The following is an 18,595-nucleotide window of genomic DNA, read 5'->3' as shown; positions in this document are numbered from 1 at the left end:
CGCTTGCTCCGTGTTGCACAAAGATTGATGTTTTGCAGATGTACTCGTTACGCATCACCTGCGGTTTGGCATTGGCCCGTGACCGGGCTCTTTTCGTTCAGCCCCTGTGCGCTACTCGGTAAAAAGGCGCACAAATCCGTTCCTCGCTCCAATGGGGAGCGCGGTGGCTTTCGTCTTTTCGTTTTCATGTTTCTTGAAAAGGAACCGGCGTCTGCAAACACACGTCAAAGGCCGGGGTTGTCTTTCCATCGATCGCCGTTTCAGCGACGGTCAGACTGTGCAGCAGAAAAATTGCCGTTCCTAGATATCAATTCGGGTTAAACATATCGGCGCTTTCACCCCGATTATATATGTCAGAGGGTGGGCAACGGGGTGCATTTCGCCGGCTTGGCCGGAAATAATGCGGCTTCGACAGCCGGCAGCGGCTTTTTCGAAAAACATGGTTTATTTCGGTGAGAAAAGTCCAGCATCCCGAAATGGCACATTCTCCAGCGTCACTCGACGGGGAGGTATGCAAAGGGATTTCAACTGAAAGTTATATTTTCCCGGATTGCAAAACCGCAGCGAAAGCTTTTTCGATGTGTTTGTTTTTCCAACGTTTCCGGGATCAGTGATTCTGTCATTGCGTAACCTATTTTGTACGTCAATTGTAAAAAATAACCCGTTTGGGCCATTTATTTACACAGCTTTTCGTATTAGCCTCCTTAATTAACGGGTAATTAATGATAGTTGACATGGCTTGAGGCGGGGATTGCCCCATAAGTTTTCAGGGGCCGCTTCAGCAAACAGCAGACGACACAACCAAAAGACCGTAATGCGTAAGCGCTTTAGGGAGGCGTCAATGTTCATGGGAACTTCAGATTATGCGGCAAAACCAAGTGGTGCCGTTGCTCCTATAAATGGAACTTTATTAATCATAGCGGATCCGGACCTGTTTTCCGAGTGCCTCGTAGAGGCGTTGGGCAAAAAGTTCCCCACATTCGCCGTGGTGAGCGTCACGTCGTCGGCAACGATTGACGATGATTACGGTGCGAATGTCCGGTTGGTCCTGCCATACCGCATATCGTCGGAGCGGCTTCATGGCGTCCTTTCAGCCGTCCGCGAAAAACATCCGGACGCGCCGATCGCACTCGTCGTTGAAACCATCGAGAAGTTCGAAGAGTCGCTGAAGCAGCTGGTGGGGACGCGCATTATAGATGGCGTGCTGCCGCTCAATCTGCGGCTCGACGTCTTCATGGCGGCCGTTGACCTGCTCATGAAGGGCGGAGAGCATTTTCCGGCCGCGCTTCTCGGCAAGCTCACACCTTATTCCCAGGCGGTTCATGGCAAAAGCGTTCAAAGCAGCGCCGTGATCGCCAATCGTGCCGACGCCCTCTCTGCCAGTAGAAGCGAGATATCCGCGCTGACGACGCGCGAGGTTCAAATTCTCGACCTGCTGTGCAAGGGAACGCAAAACAAAATCATCGCGGACCGGCTTCATCTGTCGGAAAACACTGTGAAAGTACACGTCCGCAACATCTACAAGAAGATGCACGTCCGTAACCGCACGGAGGCGGCGTCACGCTTCTTTAATAAGGACGAGGACGCGGCCTTTTCCGGCTGGAGAAACTGAACGTCAGGCAGCGAAGGTTACCGGGCGCCAGTTTCAATCAGGTTTTCTTGCCGAGGCTCAGGGCCTCAGGAAACAACGGGACTTCTGACCAAATCCGCTCGGTGAGCAGATATAGGGAGAGGAACCGGAATAGGACGGCCGCGATATGGAGGGCGTCCCGGACGACGCGTCGGCAACAAGCGTCACTGCTGCATTGCCTGTCTTGTCGTAACCGTAGGAGGTCCTGGCCGGAGCAACCCGCGTCTTCATCGTGGCCGTATTCGCAGATGCGGTCTTGATGAGAACGGCGTCTTCGACCACGGAGCATGAAGCAGTGGCGAAGGTGAAAGCCGCAAGTGCTGTGGCAACAAGTGCGAAGTGACGGCGGCGAGCTGCTTTGCCGCTATGGGAATAAGGCATTTCATTCATCGTGTATGTCCCCTGAAACCGACTGTCTGTCGCATCTCGCCGGGCGGTTTTGTCCCGGTGGACCGAGCCTTACAAAACCAGGATAGCCCCGACTGGTTGAGCGAAGCTTGCGCTAATGCTCAATAAGAAAGGCATAATGGAGGCATAGTTAAAAAGTATTAAATCAAGGGCTAATTTGAGTAGTGAAGGGTAATCAATTGTAATATTTCGACAAAATGAAGTTGACCTGTTTTTCACCGCGCCTATCATAAAAGTTGAAATCTATCGAATCGAAATATTAAACCTCCAGAAGAAATAAAAACCGGAGGCTGATATTCAAGATACCGCACAATCGGAAGTTTGATCCAGTTCAAGTTGAATCAGCCGGGCTGATTCCTCATGGGGAGGAGTGTGTAATGCGTAATTTCGTTCCCAACGAGCATGACAACGGCGTCACAATCTATGACGAGTGGAGGCCAGGCCAGCGCGTTCTTGTTAATGGCGGTGCCGGTTTCCTTGGCTCCCACCTTTGCGAGCGTCTGCTGGGCTGCGGCCACGAAGTGGTCTGTCTCGACGATCTTTCGACCGGACGAACCGCAAATATCGAACATTTGCGCGACAATAAGCGCTTTCTGTTGGTTGAGCACGATGTGCGCAAACCCTATGACATCGATGTCTCGCTGATCTTCAACTTCGCCTCTCCGGCCTCGCCGCCGGATTATCAGCGCGATCCCGTCGGCACCCTGCTCACCAATGTGCTTGGCGCGGTCAACGTGCTGGAAGTTGCCCGCAGATGCGGTGCAACCGTGGTGCAATCTTCGACATCGGAGGTCTATGGCGATCCGCTCGTCAATCCGCAGCCGGAAACCTATTTCGGTAATGTAAATACAATCGGGCCGCGAGCTTGCTACGATGAAGGGAAACGCAGCGCTGAGACGCTGTTTTTCGATTATCACCGCTGCCACGGTGTCGATATCAAGGTGGGACGCATCTTCAACACCTATGGGCCGCGCATGCGCCCGGATGACGGACGCGTTGTTTCCAACTTCATCGTGCAGGCACTGAAGGGTGCCGACATCACCATTTATGGCGATGGCAGCCAGACGCGCTCCTTCTGCTATGTCGACGATCTCATTGACGGTTTCCTGCGATTTTCGGCCAAGCCGAAGGACTGCATCGGGCCGATCAATCTCGGCAATCCGAGTGAAATTCCGGTGCGGCAGCTCGCCGATATCGTCATCCGCATGACGAATTCCCGCTCGCGCATTGTCCATCTGCCCGCAGCGATCGACGATCCGCAGCAGCGCCGCCCAGATATTTCGCGGGCCAAGGAGCAGCTCCGGTGGCAACCCCGTGTACCGCTCGAAATGGGACTTGAAAGAACCATCGTCTATTTCGATGCGCTCCTCGCAGGCAGGAAAATGGCGGAGGCCGTATGAGATGCCCCGCACAATCCTCGTCACGGGCGGGGCCGGATTCATAGGCAGCCACATCTGCAAGGCGCTGGCTCAATCCGGCTTCAAGCCGATCGCATACGAAAATCTCTCAACGGGTCACGCGGATTCGGTTCGCTGGGGACCCTTCATCGAGGGTGACATTCTCGACCGCAGTCTGCTGAAGGCTACGCTCAAGGAGTTTGCGCCGGCCTTCGTCATTCATTGCGCGGCCAACGCCTATGTTGGCGAATCCGTCGAAGATCCGCGTAAATATTACCGCAACAATGTCGGCGGCAGCCTGGCGCTTCTGGATGCCTGTCTCGATCAGAATATTGGCGGGCTGGTGTTTTCCTCCAGCTGCGCCACCTATGGCGTGCCGCCGCACTTGCCGATCCGTGAGGAAACGGCGCAGATGCCCGTCAATCCTTACGGGCGCACGAAGCTGATCTTCGAAATGGCGCTCGATGATTACGCCGCCGCCTACGGTATGCGTTTCGTCGCATTGCGCTATTTCAACGCGGCAGGTGCCGACCCGGATGGTGAGCTCTGTGAACGCCACGAGCCGGAAACCCATCTGATCCCGCGGGCGCTGATGGCCGCCGCTGCGCGACTGCCGCAGCTTGATGTCTTCGGCGCGGATTACGATACCAGCGACGGCACCTGCATTCGCGACTATATCCATGTCAGCGATCTGGCTGATGCGCATGTCGCCGCCGTCAACTATCTGGCGGATGGCGGTGAGACGCTGCGCGTCAATCTCGGCTCCGGCCATGGCACGTCGGTTGGCGATATCATAAGGGCGATCCACCGGGTGACGGGGCAGGAGGTGCCGGTGCATTTCGGCGCAAGGCGTGCCGGCGATCCGCCAGCTCTCTTCGCGGATATAAAGCGGGCGGAAGAAACGCTCGGCTTTACCCCGAAACGCTCGGATATCGACACCATCATCCGCACGGCCGGTCCGGGCTTCGGGCTGGAGGTGCTGTCATGAAGACACGCTCCACTCCTTCTGTCACATCGTCGCGCGTCGCCAAAGGCGAATTGCGGATGCTGTCGGTCTTTACCGGATGGAACCGCACAGCCTATCTTCTCGGTATCGGCGGTTGGCTGGTCACACTTGCCTATTTCTGGATCTGGTGGCTGGACCGGGACCGGGTCATCGACTGGCCCTATTACACCATCGTCACGATGACTTTGGCGTGGATCACGCTGTTGCCGTCCTATTTCATTTTCATCTTCCTGAATGCAAGAGTCGTCGATCGGCGCTCTCCTCTGCCCAGGGGCCGAGTGGCGATGGTCGTCACCAAGGCGCCATCGGAACCCTTCGCCGTGGTGCGCAAGACGCTGCTGGCCATGCTGGAGCAAAAGGGGCTGGAATTCGACGTGTGGCTTGCGGATGAGGATCCGGATGCGCAAACGCTGAAATGGTGCGGCGCGCATGGTGTTTTCGTTTCGACCCGCAAAGGTGTTGCCGACTATCACCGCAAGACCTGGCCGCGTCGCACCCGTTGCAAGGAAGGCAATCTCGCTTATTTCTATGATCATTACGGTTACGAACGTTATGATTTCGTCGCCCAGTTCGACGCCGACCACGTGCCGGAGCCGGATTATCTGAGCGAGATCATCCGCCCCTTCGCCGATCCGGCGGTGGGATATGTCTCCGCGCCGAGCATCTGCGATGCCAATGCCGGTGAAAGCTGGGCCGCGCGCGGCAGGCTTTATGCAGAGGCGAGCCTGCACGGCGCGCTGCAGCTGGGTTACAACAACAGCTGGGCGCCGCTTTGCATCGGTTCGCATTATGCTGTGCGCACGAAAGCGCTGCGTGAAGTGGGCGGTCTGGGCCCCGAGCTTGCGGAGGACCATTCCACCACGCTTCTGATGAATGCCGGTGGCTGGCGCGGGGTCCACGCCGTCAACGCCATTGCGCATGGCGATGGGCCTTCGACCTTTGCCGACCTCATTGTGCAGGAATTCCAGTGGTCGCGCAGCCTGATGACGATCCTGCTGCAATATTCACGGCATTACGTGCCGAAACTGCCCCTGCGGCTGAAGTTCCAGTTCTTATTCTCGCAGCTTTGGTATCCGCTGTTTTCCGGCTTCATGGCGCTGATGTTCGTGCTTCCGGCCGTCGCGCTCCTGAGTGGGCATGTCCTCGTCAATGCATCCTATCCGGTGTTTCTCGCGCATTTCATGCCGATTTCGCTCATCATGATCGTGTTCGCGTTTTTCTGGCGGGCCACAGGGGCTTTCCGCCCGCATGATGCAAAACTCTTCAGCTGGGAAGCCACGGTGTTTCTGTTCCTGCGCTGGCCCTGGTCTTTGATGGGTGTGCTGGCAGCGATCCGGGATACGATCCGTGGCGACTTCGTCGACTTCCGCATCACGCCGAAGGGCACGCAGGCAAAACCCCCACTGCCGCTCCGGGTAATCGTGCCTTACATGGCTTTGGCCGCGTTGAGCCTTTTGGCCATGGTTTTGGCGCCGCGCGAAAGCGGAGCGGAAGGCTTCTTCGTCTTCGCCGCGATCAATGTGGCGATCTATGCGGGCCTCTCGGTGTTTCTGCTTATCCGCCACGCGATGGAAAACGGTTTGCCGAGGCTGCCGGCATTGCGCGGTGCGGCGACTGCCGCTGCCTGTTCGTTAATGCTTGTGGGCGGCAGTGCCGCGGAACTCAGCTCCCATGCAATTGGCGGGCTGGAAGCCCTGTCGCACGGGCAGCCCTATGTCAGCTTCACCGAAACGCGGTTCACCGTGGCCGGCGCTGGCGTGGAAGGAGCAAGATCGGTGCGTCTGAAATTGCGCATCGTACTGCCGGGAATGCCCGGAAATCGAAACATGCAGGCGGAACCCATGATGCCGCCACCGGCGATGACAACCGGAGAAATCATGCTGGCCGACAATAGGGTCGGACAATAGAAGGAGGAGGCTGTGATGAGAACAACAATAAGCAACTGCGGATTCTCCGCTTTCGTACTCTGCCTTGCGGTGATCGCACCAAGTGCCGTCCACGCCGCAGGCGGCACGAAGACGCCGAAACCGCTCCGGACCAGCGAAGTCGTTGACATGTATTACGACAAGACCTGGAAATGGGATACGGGCGGCGGGCGCTTCATCGCCGATGGACGCAAGTTCGTTGCCGCCACGGAAGAAAAAGGCGTCAAGTCGGTCGGCGATGGCCGTTGGACGGTGGATGCCAATGGCACGCTGTGCATGCGCGCCACCTGGAAAAGTATGGCGGGAAGCGGCAAGGCCGATACCTGCTTCGACCATGGTCGCATCGGCAAGGTGCTCTACCAGCGCAAGCAGGGCGGCCCGTGGTACGTCTTCCGGCATAACCCGCCACGGCCCGGAGATGAATTCCTGAAACTTGTCCGCAAGGACGATGTCACCCCGCAAGTCGCCGCCTATGGCAAGGCGACGATGGCGACGAGGTAGGAGGAAGTGTCATGCAAATAACAAGAAGAAAACTGCTTTTCGCCAGTGGGGCGGCTGTCGCTGCATCAGCCAGCATGTACCCCATGTTCAAACTGGACGCCCAGGGGGTCGCGCCCATGGGCTCCACCGGCATGAAGACACTTGCCGACAAACGTCCGACATTGCATGCGGACGGTATCCGCTTCGGCGCTTACGATCCGCACGGCGATTTCACCGGCCAGACCGGGGTGGCAACGGAACATCTGTTCCTGCCCTGGGAGGACGTGGATCTCGACAGTCTGGCGCTTGCGGACGCCTATGCCATGGAGCGCAAGCGCAATGTTCTGATCACGGTCGAGCCCTGGTCTTGGGACGTCAACTGGCGTCTCACCTCCGACGAGTTGCGCCGCAGGGTGCTGGGAGGCGACTACGACAAGAACATGCAGGCGATCGCCGCACGCATGTCGGCAATGAAAAGCCCGCTCATCCTTCGCTGGGGGCAGGAAATGGAAGACACGTCCGGCCGCTTCTCATGGTCGGGATGGAACCCGCAGGACTATATCACGGCCTATAAGCGCATGGTGGACATGACCCGCAGGGCGGTCCCCGGCGTCAAGGTGATGTGGTCACCGAAGGGGCTCGATGGTCTTCGCGCCTATTATCCCGGTGACAGCTACGCCGATCTGGTCGGGCTATCGGTCTTCGGTCTCGAGGACTACGACAAGATCGAATATGGCGGACCGCAGAAGTTCTCCGATCTGCTGCGCAAAGGCTATGGGCTTGTCGAAACCTTCAATAAGCCGGTCTGGGTCGCCGAACTCGGCTATGAAGGCGGCGATTCCTACGTCCGTCCATGGATGAACGACGTGACATTGAAACAGGCGGATTTTCCGAGGCTGGAAGAGGTCGTCTATTTCAATGACAAGGACGTGCATCCCTGGCCGCACAATCTCGGTAAGCCCGACTGGCGCGTCGTGCGCCCGGCCAAGGCTTGAACGAGGCCGGAGCGAGCTGAGCGGACGCCCGGCCCGCTCGCTCGCCCGGATATTTATTTGCTGACTGCCAGCACCGCCTCGGCCTCATAGATGGCGCAGACGATGTGATAGAACGTGCTTGCCGGTGCCGGCTCGTCGAGCATCGGCTTGTCGGCCGGCCATTTGTCGAACCACAGCCCTTTGACCGGCGTGTCGAGGAAGGGCTGCAGCGCGCCGATGGCTCTGAGGCCAGAGGCGAGGTAACGCTGCCTCTCCTCGCCGGACGTGACAGTGGCAAGGCGCACCGCCGCCTTCAGCCATTCCGTCTGCGGCCATAGCCGCGCCAGCCCGTCATGCACCGAAAAATCATCATAGAGGCTCATGATCGCGACCTTGCGGCGCGGGCAGGTGCCGTGCTCCTCGCCGATCTCGAACAGGCGCCTGGCCTTGGCGATCGCCACCTCATTGTTGCGCAGGCTGCCCCAGCGCACCAGAAGCCATGCCCATTCGAACTGATGGCCCGGCTCCATGATGCGGCCTTTGTCGCCCTCATAGGGTGCCCAGTCATGGCCGAAGAATTCCCGCAGGCCTCCATTGCCGCTATCGATGAAGCGGTTCAGCGCAAGATCGGCGATCTCATCGGCCAGAGCCGACCAGGGACCTTCCGGGTCCTGTACTTCCCAGGCAAGCATCGCCTCGAAAAGATGCATGTGCGGATTGGAGCAGAGCGGCGTGCGCGGCGGATTTTCTTCCTCGAAGCCGGCGACGGGATGTTTGTAGTCGCGCTTGAGGATAGCGAGAATATCGAGCGCCCGGCCGCGCATCTCGTCCTTGCGGTCGGGAAGGGCAGCCGCCGTCTGTGCGGCGGCGAAAAGCGCAAAAGCCTGATTGTAGAGATCGAAGGAGGGATCGATCAGCCTGCCGGTCTGGTCGGCGAGGTTGCCGTAAAGACCATTGTCGAGGCGATAGACCTTTTCGAACCAGCTCAAACCATGCAGCAGCGCGTCTTTCCAGGGTCCCTGCCAGCCGTGCTGGCCGGCTGCGGCGAAACAATAGGCCTGGCGCGGCTGGACACGGGCGCGGCGGTCATCGGAAAAAATCGGTTTCGCATCCTGGCCGAGGCGCTCGTAAAAACCGCCGTCCGGCCGGGCTGAACCCGCCTCCCACCACAAGGGCAGGGCGTCCTCATCCAGCCATTTCCGTAATGTTCCGATTTCTTCGGCAAGCGCCTGCGCGATACTCGGAAATTGCACAGTCATGCGTCAACTCTCTGTTTTTACAGTTGAATGAAAAATTAGACCAATAAGAATACGTAATTATAGAGGCAAGTAGACCATGGGACATATTGCGCTGCAACCGTAAAAATTATCGACCTAATGGTGAGCCAACCCGCGCGGGCGCGATTTGTTCCGCGCTCCTTTGTGGCAGATCACGGATCAGAAGTGATTCGAAACCCATAAAGTCTCAGAAATTACAACGCAAATTTGAGATTGCTTATTCGTAGTCCTCACGTATTTCGTAACAATGGTCTGGTCACGTTTGATTCGGTCTCTTTTTAACCTGGGTGGGATGGGGGACATAAAGGGGCACAAGGCAGTGAAATTTTCTGCCTATTCTTCATTGCTGTTCTCTGTTGCGGTTCTTGCGGGCTGCAATACTCCCTCGGGCGTTCGGTCGTTCGGGGGCGCGCAGATGCTGTCTCCGTCCGAGGCGCTGGTTTTCCCGCCGCCCGGTGGCCCGGAAATCGTGACCGTCATCAACCGCACCTATTCGAACGCCGTGGCGCAGCAGGTCATATTGCGCTCCGATGCCGCAACGCCCGGCCAGAACTATATCAAGGCGGAGTTTTTCGGTCCGCAGCAGGCTGGCGACACCGATCGTGACGCTTTGACGTTTACCGGTTTCAGGGCCGCATCCGTCGCACGCGAAATCCGTTCGGAGTTTCCGGGTGAAAACATCACCATGTCGGCCAATTACCTGCAAAACGGCTACGGCGCCTTTTCCTATGCGGCCGGCAGCGGCAGGGGTGGCGACACCTGCCTTTATGGCTGGCAGGATATTCGCTCGCCGGAAAGCATGCGGCAGGATTTCCGCAACCTCGGACGCATCAAGGTCAGGTTGCGGCTCTGCCAGTCGGGGTCGAGCGTCGAGCGGCTTCTGGCGGTCATGTATAATTACACCATCACCGGCACCTATGCTTCGCAAAGCTGGAACCCCTATGGCACGCCGCAGGCGGTGGATCAAAATCTCGGCCGGCCGGGCCATCCGGTCTATCCTGTCAGGTCGGATGACGTGCCGATGCGGCCGGGTGGCGAAGTGACGGCGAGCGTGCCGAGGCAGCCTGCGCGCCGTGCCGCCGCAGCCATCACGCCTGTTCAGCCGGAGGCGCAGCCGCTGCCGCCGGTGGCGGCAGTCAGCATTCCGTCGCCCGTCTCGGCCAGTGCGCCCGCCCAGCCCGCAAGGGACGCTGTGGCCGGCACTCGCGCGGAGAACGTCAAGGTGGGGAGCCAGCTGCCGTCGCAGGTGCCGCAGGTATCCATTCCCTCGCCAGCATGCGTGTCCGGTTCGGGGGTGGCTCAAGGATGCAGATGATCGCGGGACGAAGAGCGGAAGAGGGCGTTGCAGAAAATCCCGGTGAGACGTCCGGGTGGGGAAGAGAACGGAAAGTTTCTGGATGAACAAGGCCATCACGATCATTGTCTGGTTGCTTGTCTCGCTTTGCGTTCTGGCCATCATTACGATGCCGGTCAGCCTGCAGACGCATCTGGTCGCCACGGCGATTTCGCTCGTCCTCCTTGCAACGATCAAGAGTTTCAACGGGCAGGGGGCCTGGCGTCTGGTGGCGCTTGGTTTCGGCACGGCCATCGTGTTGCGTTATGTCTACTGGCGCACCACCAGCACATTGCCGCCCGTCAATCAGCTTGAGAACTTCATTCCGGGCTTTCTGCTCTACCTTGCGGAAATGTACAGCGTCGTGATGCTGGGCCTCAGCCTCGTCATCGTCTCGATGCCGCTGCCTTCGCGCAAGACCCGGCCGGGTTCGCCCGATTACCGGCCGACGGTCGATGTCTTCGTGCCGAGCTACAACGAGGATGCGGAGCTTCTCGCCAATACGCTGGCGGCCGCCAAGAACATGGATTATCCGGCCGACAGGTTCACCGTCTGGCTGCTGGACGATGGCGGTTCGGTGCAGAAGCGTAATGCCAGCAATATCGTCGAGGCACAGGCGGCGCAGCGCCGCCACGAGGAGCTGAAGAAGCTCTGCGAGGATCTTGACGTGCGTTATCTGACGCGCGAGCGCAACGTCCATGCCAAGGCCGGAAATCTCAATAACGGCCTTGCCCATTCGACCGGCGAACTGGTCACGGTGTTCGACGCCGACCATGCACCCGCCCGTGATTTCCTTCTGGAAACGGTGGGTTATTTCGAGGAGGATCCCCGGCTCTTTCTCGTGCAGACGCCGCACTTCTTCGTCAATCCCGATCCCATCGAGCGCAATCTGCGCACCTTCGAGACGATGCCCAGTGAGAATGAGATGTTCTACGGCATCATCCAGCGCGGCCTCGACAAATGGAACGGCGCGTTCTTCTGCGGCTCCGCCGCCGTGCTGCGGCGCGAGGCGCTGCAGGACACGGAAGGGTTCAGCGGCGTCAGCATCACCGAGGATTGCGAAACGGCGCTGGCGCTGCATTCGCGCGGCTGGAACAGCATCTATGTCGACAAGCCGTTGATCGCCGGGTTGCAGCCGGCCACCTTCGCCAGCTTCATCGGCCAGCGCAGCCGCTGGGCGCAGGGCATGATGCAGATCCTGATCTTTCGCCAGCCCCTGTTCCGGCGCGGCCTCTCCTTCACGCAGCGTCTTTGCTACATGTCATCGACGCTGTTCTGGCTGTTCCCGTTTCCGCGCACGATCTTCCTGTTTGCCCCGCTGTTCTACCTGTTCTTCGATCTTCAGATTTTCGTCGCCTCGGGTGGCGAGTTCCTGGCCTATACCGCCGCCTATATGCTCGTGAATCTGATGATGCAGAACTACCTCTATGGCAGCTTCAGATGGCCTTGGATTTCGGAGCTTTACGAATATGTGCAGACGGTCCATCTTCTGCCAGCCGTCGTTTCGGTGATCTTCAATCCTGGCAAGCCGACCTTCAAGGTGACGGCAAAGGATGAATCCATCGCAGAGGCGCGGCTTTCGGAAATCAGCCGGCCTTTCTTCGTCATTTTTGCGCTTCTGGTCGTAGCCATGGCCTTTGCCATCTGGCGTATCTACAGCGAGCCCTACAAAGCCGATGTCACACTCGTCGTCGGCGGCTGGAACCTGCTCAACCTCATCTTTGCTGGCTGCGCGCTCGGTGTCGTCTCGGAGCGCGGCGACAAATCGGCATCGCGCCGCATCACCGTGAAACGACGGTGCGAGGTCAAGCTTGAGGGCAGCGATGCATGGGTGCCGGCCTCCATCGAGAACGTCTCGGTGCATGGCCTGCTGATCAATCTGTTCGACAACGCCACGGCGATCGAAAAGAACACGACGGCGATCGTGAAGGTCAAACCCCATAGCGAGGGCGTGCCGGAAACCATGCCCATCAACGTCGTCCGCACGGTTCGCGGCGAAGGGTTTGTGTCCATCGGCTGCACGTTCTCGCCGCAGCGTGCCATCGATCATCGTCTGATCGCAGACCTCATCTTCGCCAATTCCGAACAATGGAGCGAATTCCAGCGCGTGCGCCGCAAGAACCCCGGCCTCATTCGTGGTACGGCGATCTTCCTGGCGATTTCGCTGTTCCAGACGCAGCGTGGCCTCTTTTATCTGGTCAAGGCGCTCCGCCCTGCCGCCAAAACCGTCAAACCTGCCGGAGCCGCGAAATGACCGGCCGCAAAACGATCAGAAGTTCACTGACAGTTTTGATGTGGGGTGCCGTTGCAACCGGTGCGATGGCGCAGTCCTCGCCCTTCGATATGTCGCCTGAAAGGCCGGCGCAGACGGCACCGGCACCCGTGCCGCCACCTGCCATCCCTCCTGCAGCGCCTCGCCAGCAGCCTCCGGCTCAAAGCCCAACCCAGCCGCCGCAGGTTCAGCCGCCCTTTGCGGTCCAGCCTTCACCCGCGCCGCAACCGCCACAGCGTCCTGCTGCCGTTCCGCCTTTACCATTGCCGCCCGTCGCCGTTCCGCCGCGGCAGGAGGGCGCACGGCCAGCATCTGCCCAGACACCGTCACTCGCCGCCGACAGCCGCCGCCGTTATATATTGCCCTATGAAAAGCTCAGCCTTTCCGGCGAGATAGACAGGCGGCAATGGAGCATCTACCTGACGCCTGAGCAGGTGAATGCCGCCGTCGCGCTGAATATCGGTTATCAGAACGCCATTGTCGTCGCGCCGGAAAGCTCGAACTTCCAGGTCAGCCTGAACAATGTTCCTCTCGATGCGGCGCGTATCGAAGCGCCGGATAGCGAAGGCAATATTTCGCTGAAAATTCCGCCTGGTGTCTTGCAGGTGGGGGCGAATGTCGTGACGCTTGGTGTGCAGCAGCGCCACAGAACCGATTGCACGATCCAGTCCACCTATGATCTTTGGACCGAGATTGACCCGGCAAGCACCTATATCGCCTTCAACGCCGATGTTGCCGGCAACTTCGCCAATATAGACGACATTCAGGCAACCGGGCCGGATGGCAAAGCGGCGACGTCGATCGAGATCGTCGCGCCCGGGCTCGGCAATCCGGCATTCGCGGATTCGCTCCTGCGGCTTTCGCAGGCTCTGGCGCTCAGAACCCAGATGCCGAACCAGACGATCCGTTTCGTTTCCACCCCGTCTGCCGAACCCAGGGCCGGAACGCTGGTGGTCCTCGTCGGCACCGCGCGTGAGATTGCGGGCCTTTCCGCTGCACTGCCGCCCGAAGCATCGGCGGGCGCCTTTGCCGGTTTCGGCAATGCCGCGCCGGGCGGTCTTTCTCCGCTCTTCGTCAGCGGCCCCTCCACGCAGGCGGTGCAGGCGGCGATAGAAACGCTGTTTTCTTCGATTTCGCGCACCCCCGGCGCGCAGAGAACGACCTTTTCGACCCGTAGCTGGCATGCGCCGGATGTACCGCTCATCATGTCGGACCGCCGCATCGCGCTTTCCGAGCTGGGCATTGAAAGCGCCGAATTTGGCGGGCGGCGTTTCCGCAACGAATTTTATATCGGCATGCCCGCCGATTTTTATGCCTCGGCCTATGGCGAGGCGTCCCTCCTGCTTGATGCCGCCTATTCGTCGCAGGTGTTGCCCGGCAGCCATATCGACATCTACGTCAATGACGAGATCGCTTCGACCGTACCGATTTCCAACAATGGCGGCGGCATTTTCCGGCATCTCCCCATCAAGGTGACGATGCGGCATTTCAAGCCGGGTCCGAACAAGGTGACGATCGAGGCCGTATTGATGACGGCGCAGGATCAGGCCTGTGCGCCCGGCGCACCGGCCAGCGCGACCCCGCGCTTTGCACTGTTCGACACCTCGGAAATCCAGGTGCCGGACTTTGCGCGGATCGGCCGCAAGCCGGATCTGGCGGCGATGGCGGGCGCCGGGCAGCCCTACAGGGCCGCTGGAAGCCCGGTTGCGCTTTCGCTTGACCGTTTCGACACTGATACGATGTCGGCGGCTGCGACGCTCGTCAGCCGGCTGGCGAGTGTGTCTGGCCATCCGATCAATGTCGAGACCGTGGCCTCGCCGCTGGTGATCGGCGATCGCGACGCCCTTTTCGTCGGAACGATTTCGCAAATCCCGCAGGCGCTGATCAGCCAGTTCAATCTCGTGCCCTCAAGTCAGATATCCTGGAAGATCGGGACCGGCGTTCAGCCGCCCACGCAAAACAGCGATACCCTCTTCAACGACTGGCGGGAGCGGGTGGATGGCGGCATCTGGGAGGGGCAGGTCTCCTCCCTTGAGGAATGGATGAAGCGGAATTTCGACCTCAGCTCGGACACGCTGCGCTTCCTGCCGGCACCCGAGCAGCCCTATGCGCCGACCGGAAATGTCTCCTTCATGATGGCGCAGGGTCTCAGCCCTTCCGGAGAAGGCGTCTGGACACTGGCCACTGCACCGACTTCGGCGGAGCTTCGTGACGGCATGACGGCAATGGTGCGCGAAAACCATTGGCGCGACGTCACGGGACGGGTCGCCGCTTATGATGCGGCAGCCGAAAAGATCGAGACAGTGGAAGTGGAGAGACCGTATTTTTATACGACACGGGATTTTTCCCTCTCGAACTGGAGGCTGATTGCGGCCAACTGGCTGTCTTCCAATGTGCTTTCCTATTCACTGGCATTCATCGGGTTTGTATCGCTTCTCGGCCTCGCCACCTTCGTGATGCTGCGTTTGATGGGGCGACATCGATGAAACTTGGGATCTCTCGACTTGTCGGCATTTTTTGTCTTTCGCTGATGGCATTGATTGCCAACATCCCCGCCAGCCGCGCCGCCTCGGTTTCCCCGGAGGCATGGGCGGCCTATAAAAGCGCATTCCTCGATCCCGGCGGTCGCATCATCGATACCGGCAACGGCAATATCAGCCACAGTGAAGGGCAGGGCTATGGCATGTGGCTTGCCGTTCTTTCCGACAACCTTGCCGATTTCGAACTGATCTGGAGCTTCACGCGCACCGAACTGCTCGTGCGCGATGACGGTCTTTCCGCCTGGAAATGGGATCCGCGCACCAGACCGCATGTGACTGACATCAACAACGCCACGGACGGCGATATTCTGATCGCTTACGCGCTGGCGCTCGCAGCTGGGCAATGGAACCGGCAGGACTATGCCGAGGCCTCGGCAGCCATAGCGTCGGCCATCCTCAAGAAGACCGTCGTGCAGCGCAGCGGGCGAACGCTGCTTTTGCCGGCCGCCAGCGGGTTTGGTGAAAATGACAGGGACGACGGGCCTGTGGTCAATCCCTCCTATCTGATCTTCGAGGCCTTTCCGGTCCTCAATCTCGTCGCGCCATCGCCGCTCTGGAAAGCCCTTTCCGATGATGGGGCGGCGCAGATCGGCGCATTCGCCTTCAGCGACAAAAAACTGCCCGCCGACTGGGTGTCGGTGAAGACGAAGCCGCAGCCGGCGTCGGGTTTTCCGGCGGAGTTCGGCTATAATGCGGTGCGGATACCGCTTTATCTTTCGCGGGCGAAAATGGGCTCTCCGGAACTGCTTGCCCGGCTGAAAGACGGCATGACGCTGGAAAGCGGTGCGGCGGGTACGTTCGATCTGAAGAGCGGGGCGGTCAAGGATGTGCTGTCAGACCCCGGCTACCGCGTCATTCCGGCGCTGGCGGCCTGCGCTGCCGGCGGCCCGGCCGTTTCCGCCGAACTTCACAGCTTTCAGCCAACACTTTATTATCCCTCTACATTGCATCTTCTGGCATTGTCGTTTCTGACAGGGAATAACGGGGAATGCCGATGAACAAGCCTCTGTCGACCTCGGCTCTCATCCTGCTTCTGATTGCGCTTGCCGCCTTTCACTGGCGTGACAGCATTCTCGGGCGGGTGTCGGACGTGCATACTTCGGCGGTCGGTGACAATCGTGGGGTGCCGCGCATTTCGCCGGCTGCGGCCAATCCCGCGCAGATCAATGCGTTCCTCAAGAACCGTGAAGTGGCGCAGGTAACGCAGCCTGCGACGCCACCGGTCACCGTGCCGGCTACAGACCCGCAGCCGATGACGCAGACACAGGCTGGCGGACAGACATCGCAGCCGCAAACGGCGCAGGCGCCCGCACCCCGAGCGACCCGGCCGGCAGCTCCCGATATGCCCGAGGTTGATCTCAGTGCGCTGCGCTATTTCGCGGCGAGGGGCGACACCCAGCGCCTTCAGGCCGAAATCGCCCGGCTGCGCACGCTTTATCCCAACTGGACACCGCCTGCCGACCCGCTCGCCATTCCAGAGAATGGTGATCCGCAGCTTGACGCCATGTGGCAGCTTTATACCGACGGCCGTTATGCCGAGGTAAGAAAAGCGATCGCCGACCGGCAGCAGGCGGAGCCCGGCTGGCAGCCGCCAGACAATCTGACAGGCATGCTTTCGCTTGCCGAAGCCCGCCAGCGGCTCGTCAACGCGTCCGATCTCAAGCAATATGCAACCGTGGTGGATGCAGCCGCCAACAATCCCGGATTGTTGACCTGCAGCGAGGTGGATGTGCTGTGGCGGGTTGCCGATGCCTTCGCCAATACTGACCGGATGGGACGGGCGCGGGACGCCTATCTCTACATCCTCAACAATTGCACGGTGCCAAGCGACCGGCTCGCCACGGTGCAGAAGGCATCAGCACTTCTGCCCGCGGAGATGATGGACGAGCTGCTGGCCAAGGAAAGACCCGGCGCGGACGGTCAGCTGGAATTCGAGCCGGTCAAGAATGATCTCGCGCGCCAGTTCGTGGCAAAGGCAGGGGAGAAAGAGGGTATTTCCGTTCCCTCCGCTTATCTGATGCGGCTTGAACGGCTTGCGGAGACAGATAAGCTTGCAAGCGATGCCCTGCTGCTCGGCTGGTACAATATCCGCCAGAAGAACATGACCGAAGCGGAAAAGTGGTTCCGCAAGGCGCGCGAAGACGATGATAGCGCCTCTGCCTCGCAAGGGCTGGCACTGGCGCTGATTGACCGCAACGAGCCGCGCGAGGCCGAAGACGTCATGTATAAATGGCGTAATGCATCCGATGATGCGCTTGCGACCTATCTGGCCGCAACCGCCAATCTTCTGGCACTCGAGCCGCCTGTCGTGCTGCCGCCTGACGTGCTGCAGCGCATTGCGACGGAAACGATGGCGCGCAAGGATGCCGCGACCGCGCAGCAATTCGGCTGGTATTCGCTTGCCTTCCGGCAGACGCCGCTCGCCTTGCAATGGTTCGGCACGGCGCTTGGCTGGAAAGCGGATGATGAGCCCTCTGCCTATGGCATGGCGGTCAGCTATCATAATCTGCGCAATCTCGCCGGTCTGCGTGCCATCCAGCAGCAATGGGCAAGCCGGTCGCAGCGCATCGCCGATGTCGGAACGGCACGCATGGTGGACCAGTCGAGACAGGCGATGACGCCCGTTGCCGCGCCGCCTCCCGCCTCAGCTTCTCCGTCAACAGCACCTGCGCCCTATGCGCCGCAGACCGCAGAGACGGCGGTGGCTTACAGCCAGCCGGTCGTGCAGCAGCCCGCTCCCGAACCCTCGCGCAAGCAGGCGCGCCTGCCTTCGCAGACGCAGAGGTCGAGCAGCGCCGCGTCACGTCCGCGCTCCTGCGCCGTCTATCCTGATCCGCAGCGTCTGCCGGCGCAGCAGGCGCTCGATCTCGGCTGGTGCCTGATGGAAACGAACCGGCCGGCGGAAGCCCTGAAGGCCTTCGAATCCGCCATTGCCAGCGGACAGTCGACTGTGAAAAGCGATGCGGCCTATGGCCAGAGCCTTGCCTATCTGCGCATGGGACTGACGGACCATGCCGCCGTTTCGGCAACGAAATCCCAGATGGAGCGTCCACGGGCGACGGAATTGCAGGTCTCGATCCTGGCTGACAGGGCGGTCTCAGCCTTCCAGTCGAAACGTTATGCGGAAACGCTTCTCCTGCTCGATCAGCGGGCACGGCTTGCCGATGAGCGCACCGATCTTATGGTGCTGCGCGGTTATTCCTATCTCGCCATGCGCCGCTACGCCGATGCAGCGCAGATTTTCGAAAGCCTGACGTCCATTGGCGATAAGGAGGGCATCAAGGGGCTGGCTGCGGTTCGCGCCGCCCGGCCAAGCAATGGGCCGCAGGGCGGCGGCTGATGGCGGTTGCCAA

13 protein-coding genes are annotated in these 18,595 nt (G+C 59.8%); 11 read left to right on the top strand and 2 right to left on the bottom strand.

The window, feature by feature from the left end:
• The first annotated feature begins 847 nt into the window (after positions 1-847).
• Positions 848-1,612 carry a helix-turn-helix transcriptional regulator gene (locus tag JZY08_RS17075; protein WP_246231433.1) on the top strand — a complete coding sequence of 255 codons (765 nt, stop codon included), beginning with the start codon at positions 848-850 and terminating at the stop codon, positions 1,610-1,612.
• A 57-nt stretch (positions 1,613-1,669) separates the two neighbouring features.
• Here the strand turns inward: JZY08_RS17075 and JZY08_RS17070 are convergent, their stop codons facing one another.
• Entirely contained in the window at positions 1,670-2,020 is a 351-nt protein-coding gene (locus JZY08_RS17070; RefSeq protein ID WP_003500681.1) for a hypothetical protein, read from the bottom strand.
• Between the two features lie 395 nt (positions 2,021-2,415).
• Here JZY08_RS17070 and JZY08_RS17065 point away from each other — a divergent pair, with 395 nt between their 5' ends.
• Genes JZY08_RS17065 through JZY08_RS17045 form a run of 5 tightly spaced genes read left to right on the top strand, consistent with a single transcriptional unit; the run spans position 2,416 to position 7,841 of the window.
• Entirely contained in the window at positions 2,416-3,438 is a 1,023-nt protein-coding gene (locus JZY08_RS17065; protein ID WP_003500682.1) for a UDP-glucuronic acid decarboxylase family protein, read from the top strand.
• A 1-nt stretch (position 3,439) separates the two neighbouring features.
• Positions 3,440-4,423, top strand: a complete 984-nt coding sequence (gene galE, locus JZY08_RS17060) for a UDP-glucose 4-epimerase GalE (RefSeq protein WP_216332728.1) — start codon at positions 3,440-3,442, stop codon at positions 4,421-4,423.
• A 56-nt stretch (positions 4,424-4,479) separates the two neighbouring features.
• On the top strand, positions 4,480-6,348 hold the full coding sequence (locus tag JZY08_RS17055) for a glycosyltransferase family 2 protein (protein ID WP_253204165.1): 1,869 nt from the start codon (positions 4,480-4,482) through the stop codon (positions 6,346-6,348).
• A gap of 15 nt (positions 6,349-6,363) precedes the next feature.
• A complete protein-coding gene (locus JZY08_RS17050; protein ID WP_035243559.1) occupies positions 6,364-6,867 on the top strand; it encodes a DUF995 domain-containing protein in 504 nt (167 codons plus the stop codon).
• Positions 6,868-6,878: 11 nt separating this feature from the next.
• Positions 6,879-7,841 (top strand): glycoside hydrolase family 26 protein, encoded by a 963-nt coding sequence (locus JZY08_RS17045; protein WP_035243560.1) that lies wholly within the window; start codon positions 6,879-6,881, stop codon positions 7,839-7,841.
• A 53-nt stretch (positions 7,842-7,894) separates the two neighbouring features.
• On the opposite strand, the gene JZY08_RS17040 is transcribed toward JZY08_RS17045, so the two are convergent.
• Positions 7,895-9,079 carry an AGE family epimerase/isomerase gene (locus JZY08_RS17040; protein ID WP_253204130.1) on the bottom strand — a complete coding sequence of 395 codons (1,185 nt, stop codon included), beginning with the start codon at positions 9,077-9,079 and terminating at the stop codon, positions 7,895-7,897.
• 433 nt (positions 9,080-9,512) lie between these two features.
• Here JZY08_RS17040 and bcsN point away from each other — a divergent pair, with 433 nt between their 5' ends.
• The 5 genes from bcsN (at position 9,513) to JZY08_RS17015 (ending at position 18,582) form a co-directional block, all read left to right on the top strand.
• A complete protein-coding gene (bcsN, locus tag JZY08_RS17035; protein WP_216332724.1) occupies positions 9,513-10,412 on the top strand; it encodes a cellulose biosynthesis protein BcsN in 900 nt (299 codons plus the stop codon).
• 82 nt (positions 10,413-10,494) lie between these two features.
• Positions 10,495-12,684, top strand: coding sequence for a UDP-forming cellulose synthase catalytic subunit (gene bcsA, locus JZY08_RS17030; RefSeq protein WP_216332722.1), 2,190 nt, complete (start codon positions 10,495-10,497; stop codon positions 12,682-12,684).
• The gene (locus tag JZY08_RS17025) at positions 12,681-15,188 is read left to right on the top strand and encodes a cellulose biosynthesis cyclic di-GMP-binding regulatory protein BcsB (protein ID WP_216332719.1); all 2,508 of its coding nucleotides are present in this window, start codon (positions 12,681-12,683) and stop codon (positions 15,186-15,188) included. The genes bcsA and JZY08_RS17025 overlap by 4 nt, the downstream gene beginning before the upstream one ends.
• Positions 15,185-16,240: a glycosyl hydrolase family 8 gene (locus JZY08_RS17020; RefSeq protein ID WP_216332717.1), complete on the top strand. Its 1,056-nt coding sequence runs from the start codon at positions 15,185-15,187 to the stop codon at positions 16,238-16,240. The genes JZY08_RS17025 and JZY08_RS17020 overlap by 4 nt, the downstream gene beginning before the upstream one ends.
• Positions 16,231-18,582, top strand: a complete 2,352-nt coding sequence (locus JZY08_RS17015) for a cellulose synthase (RefSeq protein ID WP_216332715.1) — start codon at positions 16,231-16,233, stop codon at positions 18,580-18,582. The genes JZY08_RS17020 and JZY08_RS17015 overlap by 10 nt, the downstream gene beginning before the upstream one ends.
• Positions 18,583-18,595 lie beyond the last annotated feature (13 nt).

The organism is Rhizobium sp. X9, from assembly GCF_018873185.1.
Lineage (GTDB): Bacteria > Pseudomonadota > Alphaproteobacteria > Rhizobiales > Rhizobiaceae > Agrobacterium > Agrobacterium oryzihabitans.
This window is presented reverse-complemented; position numbering and strand designations above follow the sequence as displayed.

What these genes read in the sequence shown, in the direction of transcription:
- JZY08_RS17075 (WP_246231433.1), top strand. Translation starts at nt 848, where the DNA reads ATGGGAACTTCAGATTATGCGGCAAAACCAAGTGGTGCCGTTGCTCCT.
- JZY08_RS17070 (WP_003500681.1), bottom strand. Translation starts at nt 2,020, where the DNA reads ATGAATGAAATGCCTTATTCCCATAGCGGCAAAGCAGCTCGCCGCCGT.
- JZY08_RS17065 (WP_003500682.1), top strand. Translation starts at nt 2,416, where the DNA reads ATGCGTAATTTCGTTCCCAACGAGCATGACAACGGCGTCACAATCTAT.
- galE (WP_216332728.1), top strand. Translation starts at nt 3,440, where the DNA reads ATGCCCCGCACAATCCTCGTCACGGGCGGGGCCGGATTCATAGGCAGC.
- JZY08_RS17055 (WP_253204165.1), top strand. Translation starts at nt 4,480, where the DNA reads ATGCTGTCGGTCTTTACCGGATGGAACCGCACAGCCTATCTTCTCGGT.
- JZY08_RS17050 (WP_035243559.1), top strand. Translation starts at nt 6,364, where the DNA reads ATGAGAACAACAATAAGCAACTGCGGATTCTCCGCTTTCGTACTCTGC.
- JZY08_RS17045 (WP_035243560.1), top strand. Translation starts at nt 6,879, where the DNA reads ATGCAAATAACAAGAAGAAAACTGCTTTTCGCCAGTGGGGCGGCTGTC.
- JZY08_RS17040 (WP_253204130.1), bottom strand. Translation starts at nt 9,079, where the DNA reads ATGACTGTGCAATTTCCGAGTATCGCGCAGGCGCTTGCCGAAGAAATC.
- bcsN (WP_216332724.1), top strand. Translation starts at nt 9,513, where the DNA reads ATGCTGTCTCCGTCCGAGGCGCTGGTTTTCCCGCCGCCCGGTGGCCCG.
- bcsA (WP_216332722.1), top strand. Translation starts at nt 10,495, where the DNA reads ATGAACAAGGCCATCACGATCATTGTCTGGTTGCTTGTCTCGCTTTGC.
- JZY08_RS17025 (WP_216332719.1), top strand. Translation starts at nt 12,681, where the DNA reads ATGACCGGCCGCAAAACGATCAGAAGTTCACTGACAGTTTTGATGTGG.
- JZY08_RS17020 (WP_216332717.1), top strand. Translation starts at nt 15,185, where the DNA reads ATGAAACTTGGGATCTCTCGACTTGTCGGCATTTTTTGTCTTTCGCTG.
- JZY08_RS17015 (WP_216332715.1), top strand. Translation starts at nt 16,231, where the DNA reads ATGCCGATGAACAAGCCTCTGTCGACCTCGGCTCTCATCCTGCTTCTG.